This is a genomic window from Brevibacterium otitidis, assembly GCF_042429315.1.
Lineage (GTDB): Bacteria > Actinomycetota > Actinomycetes > Actinomycetales > Brevibacteriaceae > Brevibacterium > Brevibacterium otitidis.
The window spans coordinates 45,404-52,132 of record NZ_JBHMAU010000130.1; the positions used below are offsets into that span (position 1 = coordinate 45,404).

Annotated in this window: 7 protein-coding genes; 4 read left to right on the forward strand and 3 right to left on the reverse strand. The window is 65.3% G+C overall.

Going from position 1 to position 6,729, the window contains the following annotated elements:
- Positions 1-156: 156 nt before the first annotated feature.
- The 4 genes from ACFFN1_RS15490 to dnaB all read left to right on the forward strand — a co-directional run bounded on the left by ACFFN1_RS15490 (position 157) and on the right by dnaB (position 4,952).
- Positions 157-993: an ABC transporter ATP-binding protein gene (locus tag ACFFN1_RS15490; RefSeq protein ID WP_376841763.1), complete on the forward strand. Its 837-nt coding sequence runs from the start codon at positions 157-159 to the stop codon at positions 991-993.
- A gap of 12 nt (positions 994-1,005) precedes the next feature.
- Positions 1,006-2,349 (forward strand): FtsX-like permease family protein, encoded by a 1,344-nt coding sequence (locus ACFFN1_RS15495; RefSeq protein WP_376841765.1) that lies wholly within the window; start codon positions 1,006-1,008, stop codon positions 2,347-2,349.
- A gap of 111 nt (positions 2,350-2,460) precedes the next feature.
- Positions 2,461-3,435: a cytochrome b/b6 domain-containing protein gene (locus ACFFN1_RS15500; protein WP_376841766.1), complete on the forward strand. Its 975-nt coding sequence runs from the start codon at positions 2,461-2,463 to the stop codon at positions 3,433-3,435.
- A 170-nt stretch (positions 3,436-3,605) separates the two neighbouring features.
- Positions 3,606-4,952, forward strand: coding sequence for a replicative DNA helicase (gene dnaB, locus ACFFN1_RS15505; RefSeq protein ID WP_175293557.1), 1,347 nt, complete (start codon positions 3,606-3,608; stop codon positions 4,950-4,952).
- Between the two features lie 84 nt (positions 4,953-5,036).
- On the opposite strand, the gene ACFFN1_RS15510 is transcribed toward dnaB, so the two are convergent.
- The 3 genes from ACFFN1_RS15510 to ACFFN1_RS15520 all read right to left on the reverse strand — a co-directional run bounded on the left by ACFFN1_RS15510 (position 5,037) and on the right by ACFFN1_RS15520 (position 6,616).
- Positions 5,037-5,288: a BrnT family toxin gene (locus ACFFN1_RS15510; protein ID WP_376841768.1), complete on the reverse strand. Its 252-nt coding sequence runs from the start codon at positions 5,286-5,288 to the stop codon at positions 5,037-5,039.
- Positions 5,273-5,533 (reverse strand): ribbon-helix-helix protein, CopG family, encoded by a 261-nt coding sequence (locus tag ACFFN1_RS15515; protein ID WP_102162481.1) that lies wholly within the window; start codon positions 5,531-5,533, stop codon positions 5,273-5,275. The genes ACFFN1_RS15510 and ACFFN1_RS15515 overlap by 16 nt, the downstream gene beginning before the upstream one ends.
- Before the next feature lie 96 nt (positions 5,534-5,629).
- A complete protein-coding gene (locus tag ACFFN1_RS15520; protein WP_376841770.1) occupies positions 5,630-6,616 on the reverse strand; it encodes a DUF2332 domain-containing protein in 987 nt (328 codons plus the stop codon).
- Between the last annotated feature and the right edge of the window lie 113 nt (positions 6,617-6,729).

Below are 6,729 nucleotides of genomic sequence, written 5' to 3' on the forward strand. Positions count from 1 at the left end.
CTGACCGTGCTGTCAGGGGTCGCTGGGGGATGCATGCCGTTGCAGTTCCCGCGCCCGAGGTGGGGGTCACCGGAGGTGCCGAAGGTGGGGATTTCCGGACCGGGCTGCAGGGAGAACCGCATTCTGCTCAGCCGGCCACAGGCGGAGACTTCAAGTATGAACACACCGATCCTCACCGCGCATACGATCACCAAGGCCTACCAGTCGACTCAGGCACTCGCCGGCATCGACCTCACCGTCCGGGAGGGAGAGGCGCTGGCCGTCATGGGTGCTTCGGGCTCAGGCAAGACGACCCTGCTGCACGCACTGGCCGGCATCATCCCTGTCACCGGCGGTGCTGTCACCCTGGCTGGCAGCCGCCGGCAGCCCTGCGAGATCAGCAGCCTGGGAGCCGCCAAGCGCACCGACCTGCGCCGTGCGGCATTCGGCTTCGTCTTCCAGCAGGGGCTGCTCATGCCGGAGCTGACCGCCAAGGAGAACGTCGCCATCGCCGCGATGCTCAACGGGGCCTCGCGCGCAGCGGCTGAACAGGCCGCAGTCGGCTGGCTTGAGAGCCTCGGCCTGGCCGGCCACTACGACAAGCGCATCGGCCAGCTCTCCGGCGGCCAGCAGCAGCGGGTGGCGATCGCCCGCTCGCAGATGAACGACCCGCTCGTCACCTTCGCCGACGAACCGACCGGTGCCCTGGACTCCACCACCTCGGCCGAGGTGCTCGACGTGCTCATGCGCTCAACCGTCCAGCGTGGGCGGACCCTTATCATGGTCACCCACGACCCCAAGGTCGCAGCGACCTGCTCTCGGGTGGTCACACTCTCCGACGGCCGCATCGTCCACGATTCCGCCCAGCAGGCACCGGACCAGCAGGCACCGGGTTATTCTGCCGGGCCTGTTCCGGCGCAACCGGCCCACGCACCGGCCCAGCACACCCGTGCCTACCCGGCCACCGCCTCGGGCGCGGCGCCGACCCGTCACTATTCGCAGCTCCAGGGCTGAAGGAGGACCATCATGCGCAATGCTCTTTCTGTCATGCCCCTGCTGCTGTCCCGCCAGACCTTCGCCGGGGTGCCGGCGATGCTGACGATGCTGGCGTTCATGGCCAGCGCCAGCCTGTTCCTGCTCGTCACCGGCGGGCTGTGGGCGTTTCTGCACTGGAACCCCCCGGGTGCCGGTGACGTCGTTGAGGTCTACCGGATACTTGCTGCGCTGGCCACGGTGCTGCTCGTCATCCCCGCCGCCTCACTCGGCATGGCCTCGGCGAAGCTGTCGGCCCGCCGCCACGATCAACGGCTCTCCACGCTCTCGCTCATGGGTGCGAGCACAGCGACGATCACCATCCTCGCCATCGCAGAACCCCTCGTCCTCGCGACAGTCGGGCTCATCACCGGCATCGGCGGGTACTTCCTGCTGCTCGTGCCCGTCAGTCAGATTCCGTTCCAAGGTGCTGGCCTCGGATTCGAGAACATGATGCTGCCTCTGTGGCTCATGGCCGTCGTGCTCGCCGGGCTGCTGCTCATCTGCCTCATCTCCACCCTCACCGGCCTGCGGAAGGTCTCGATCTCACCGCTCGGTGTGCGCGCCCGCGCCCTGGACCGGACGTTCCCGCTCATCCGGATCGTCGTGGCAGTGGCGGTGGGTGCGCTGCTGTTCGCCGGCATCACCGCAGTCAAGATGGTTCCGCTCGAAGGTGGAATCATCGCGGCCATCCTGCTCAGCGTCGTGGCCGGCGGGTTCCTCGTCGTCAATGTCATCGGTGTGCTCGCCGTGCGTCTCATCGCCCACCTGCGCGCCAAGCGGGCGCAGACGGCCGAGAAGCTCATCGCCGCGCGCATGCTCTCCGATGAGCCCAAGCAGTACTGGCGCCGCGCCTCGGGCATTGCGATGACCGCCTTCATTGCGACGTTCGCCGGCACCGGAGTGGCACTCATGCAGCCCACTGACCAGCCCTATATGTCGCCGGCGGAGGTGCTGCTGGCTGCCGATGTCAGAACCGGTGTGCTGCTGACGCTGGGCATCTCGTTCGTGCTCATCACCGTCTCCGCAGTGCTCAACCAGGCCGTCGACATCTACGACCGGCGCGACACCTACGAGACCCTCGGGGCTGCGGGCATGCAGTCTGTGACGATGCACCGCATCAACGTCGCCGCCGTCATGACCCCCATCGTGTGGGTCTCAGCGATCGCGGCGTCGATCGGGCTGCTGCTCGTCGCCCCGCTCGCCGGATTCGCGATGGTCCTCTCACCTGTCACGATGGCGATCATGCTCGGCTCGGTCGTCCTCGGTGCGCTCATCGTGCGCGCCGGCCTCTCCCTGACCCGGCCGCTGACAGAGCGGATGGCGCTGGCAGCCTGATGTGCCCCTCGGGAACGGGACCCGATGCCCCGCCGGGCGATGACAGGCGCTAAAGTCAGGTGTCAGAGTCAATGACCATCAGGCTGTGGAACTTCGGCGGAGGAAAACCTCATGGCAGCAGCGGACAGCAAGAAGAAGCGCAAGAAGAAAAAGAAGAAGGGCGGCGGCACCCCGTTCCGCGAATCGCCGTTCTTCAAGCTCGTGTGGATCGTCCCGATCGCACTCGCCGTGCTGGCGATCGCCGGCGTGCTCGCGCGCATGTTCCTGGGCTCTGCCAGCGGCCAGGAGTTCCTCGCCGCGTACCCCGGCCATTCGGAGCTGCCTGCCGGCACCCCGGAGGGCTTCCCGTGGTGGGCGCAGTGGCAGCACTTCTTCAACATCTTCCTCATGGTGCTCATCATCCGCTCCGGCTGGCTTGTGCGCACCCAGCAGAAGCCGGAGGCGTACTGGACCCGCACCGTGAAGAACCGGAAGAAGGGCGCAGCCGAGCCGACGAAGATGAGCATCTACCTGTGGCTGCACCTGAGCCTCGACGTGCTGTGGCTGCTCAACGGCCTCATCTTCGTCATCCTGCTGTTCGCCAGCGGCCACTGGGCGCGCGTCGTGCCGGTGAGCTGGGACATCTTCCCGAATATGATCTCAGCTGGCCTGCAGTACCTGTCGTTCGACTGGCCGCAGGAGATGGCCTGGGTCAACTACAACGCCCTGCAGGTGATGACCTACTTCGTCACGATCTTCATCGCCGCCCCGCTGGCAGCGATCACCGGTGTGCGGATGTCGCCGATCTGGCAGAACACCTGGCCGATCTCCAAGGCCTACCCGGCTCCGGTCGCGCGTGCCATCCACCTGCCGGTGATGTTCTACTTCGTCGGCTTCATCTTCATCCACGTGCTGCTCGTGTTCACCAGCGGCATGAGGCACAACCTCAACATGATGTTCTCGTGGACCGGTGACAACGCCACGAGCTGGTGGGGCTTCATCATGTTCGCCATCGCGATGATCGTCGTGGCCGTCGGCTGGATCGCCGCCCGCCCGCTGTTCCTGCAGCCGGTCGCGCAGATGTCGGGCAAGGTCACCACCCGCTGAGCCCGGCTGGCACAGCCAGCCTCCACAGCCGCCGTCGCCGAGGTGCCGGTCGCGTCCACACGCGGCCGGCACCTCGCGTGCGGGGCCATTCACACCCGCCTGCAGGCGATATGTCGGCAGGTTCCCGAGCGGCTACAGTGGGACAGCAGACAGCGGATGGAAAGGCGCCGATGACAGACGATCAGTGGCAGCGGGCAGAGGCCGGCATGCGGACTCCGCCCCAGGATCTCGATGCTGAGGAGTCGATCCTCGGCGGCATGATGCTGTCGAAGGACGCGATCGCCGATGTCGTCGAGACGGTGCGCGGTGAGGACTTCTACAAGCCGGCCAACGAGACGATCTACGACGTTATCCTCGACCTCTACGCCCGCGGTGAGCCCGCCGACGCGGTCACCGTCGCCAATGCCCTGCAGAAGGCCGGATCGCTGGCCCGGGTGGGTGGGGCAACCTACCTGCACACGCTCATCGCCTCCGTGCCGACTGCGGCGAACGCCGGCTACTACGCCCAGATCGTGCGCGAACGTGCGATGCTGCGCAAGCTGGTCGAAGCCGGCACGCGGATCGTGCAGATGGGCTACGACGCCGAGGGCGACACCGACGATCTGGTCAACCGCGCGCAGGCCGAGATCTACCAGGTCACCGAACGGCGCACCGCTGAGGACTATGTGCGCCTCGGCGAGATCATGGAGAGCACCGCCAACGAGATCGAGCGGATGGGCGAACACGGCGACGACACCGTCGGCGTGCCGACCGGCTTCACCGAATTCGACAACCTCACCAACGGCCTGCATCCGGGCCAGATGATCGTCATCGCCGCCCGTCCCGGCGTCGGCAAGTCGACGCTGGCCCTCGACATGGCGCGATCAGCGGCGATCGCCGCACGCCAGTGCACTGTCATCTTCTCGCTGGAGATGGGCAAGCAGGAGCTGTCGATGCGCCTGCTCAGCGCCGAATCCGGGGTGCCGCTGCAGAACCTGCGCCGTGGTGAGGTCTCCGAACAGGACTGGACGACGCTGGCGGCGAAGATGTCGCGGATGCACGATGCGCCGCTGTACATCGACGACTCGCCGAACATGGCACTGACCGAGATCCGCGCCAAGTGCCGCCGGCTCAAACAGCAGCACGACCTGCAGCTCATCGTCATCGACTACCTGCAGCTGATGTCCTCCGGCAAACGCGTGGAGTCGCGTCAGCAGGAGGTCTCGGAGTTCTCCCGGTCGCTCAAGCTGCTGGCCAAGGAGCTCGAGGTCCCGGTCATCGCGCTCTCGCAGCTCAACCGGTCCTCCGAGCAGCGCACCGACAAGCGGCCGATGATCTCGGATCTGCGTGAGTCCGGTTCGATCGAGCAGGATGCCGATATGGTGCTGCTCATCCACCGTGAGGACATGTACGACCCCGAGTCCCCGCACGCCGGTGAGGCCGACATCATCGTCGCCAAACACCGCAACGGCCCGACCGGCGAGATCAAGGTCGCCTTCCAGGGTGCGCGCTCGCGGTTTGCGAACATGCCGCACTGACGGGGCGTTCCGGTCGGCGGGCGAACAGAAGTCGTGAAACGCGTCGTGGATCGCGAAGCTGCCACCGATCTGGCTTCCGTGACGTCAGAACACGAGGCGGCGATATTCGGCTCGTGCCTTCATCGCATGGATGATCTCAATCTCTCCGTCGTCCCATATGAGCACCACAATTTCGAGGAGTCTTCCCTTATTGTCGAGACCGATGCGCAGTTCCCGTCGCGGGTGCTCGTCATCCAGTGGGCCACCGGCGAGAACTGCCGTCGCGGCGCACAAGGCGTCTTCATCGCTGATCCCGTGCTTTCGAGCCGATGGCGAGACGATCACTTTGCTGACCACTCTCGCACTGCAGTGCGGATTGCGGTCGAGCGGTCCATGCCCTCGCGATCCGCGCGCTCCATCAGCTCTGCCAGCTCGGAGTCGGAAAAGCGTGTCGGAATGACCTGGGAGGCCTTCTCAGCACGGGGTGGCCGTCCCCAGCGCCGCTTCAGCTGATCGACGTCGTAACCGGCTTCTGCTTCGTCTGCCCAGGCCTGTACTTGCTCGTCCGAGACTTCGTGTCCATTGATAATGCGCTTCGACATACTTCTTATTGTATTACGTAATACGCTTTGAGGGAAGAGGAATTTCTCTATCTCGAGCGTCGGCAATAGACCCGGGGTAGCGGCTGTGGGTTTTGCCTAGAAGTCGGCGGGTCTCGGGGTGAGTCCCCGGTACGACTGACCATGCGGTCCAGTGAATGCGACGGGTTCGCCGTCGACTGCGAGGACGAACCGTCCCTTGGCCTGCTGGGCGACGCTTTCATCGAATTCCGGGAACGCGCCTGCGCCTTCATTGCTGATCCACACCACTGAGGGCTGCGCGGCCATCGAATCAGCAAACTTTCGGCGGGCTTCTGCATTCACGTAGGCGAGCACCGCCGAGTGGAACACAACGACGGTCGCTTCTGCCGGAGCCTCGGCGATGAGGGAATCGAGGTCGGTGAGCAGATTCCCGGTGACAATTCGGGGCGGGTCTGCGGCAACGATCTGAGAGGCTGCCCGCAGTCGTTGCCTTCGCGCCTCGTGCTCGGGCCAGATGAGGGACTCCAGCCATCGCATATCCGACTCACTAGTGACGTCGAGTGGGTTGAGGTCGAGACCAGCCCTCCACACCACCTCGGGAACAGAGTCGGGGACCGGAGGACCGGAGATCGTGCACGGCAGCACCACCGAGCTGGGGCCACCCGGCGGGTCGACGCGTACAGCACCGGCGTCGGTGCGGTAGTCATAGCTGTATCGGTCCGGATACAGACACAGTCCCGCCGATGCCCCAACCTCGATGAGCGCCAACGGACCTGGGATCTGTGTCAGCACCGGCAGCAAGGTGGCGCACCGGCTCGCCTCATTCGTCTGCGTAGCGTGAGACAGCATCACCGCGGTGACGGAATCCCAGTGGGAGATCAGCCATGATCGGAGGTCGGCGGCCGATACTGCTGTGCATCCGAGATGACGGGCCGCGGCGAAGAGCAGGTTCGGTTGGCGCTTGTCAGCCGGCCGGTTCGCAAGACGGTCGAGCAGCATCGGATCGTCGGCAATCCCATTGGCCCAGTCTTCGTAGATCGGGGAGACACCGCGAGCCTGGTAGCGGGCGAAGCTGCGGTAGGTACTGGCTGTCTCTTCAACCACGGAATTAAGGCTCTACTGACTGATCCGTGGGTGGTTGAGCGTGCCTGAGACGTGAGCACGCCGTCCTCCGCGTAGGTTTCTGAACAGTCACGAAACAGGAACCAGGGAATGGA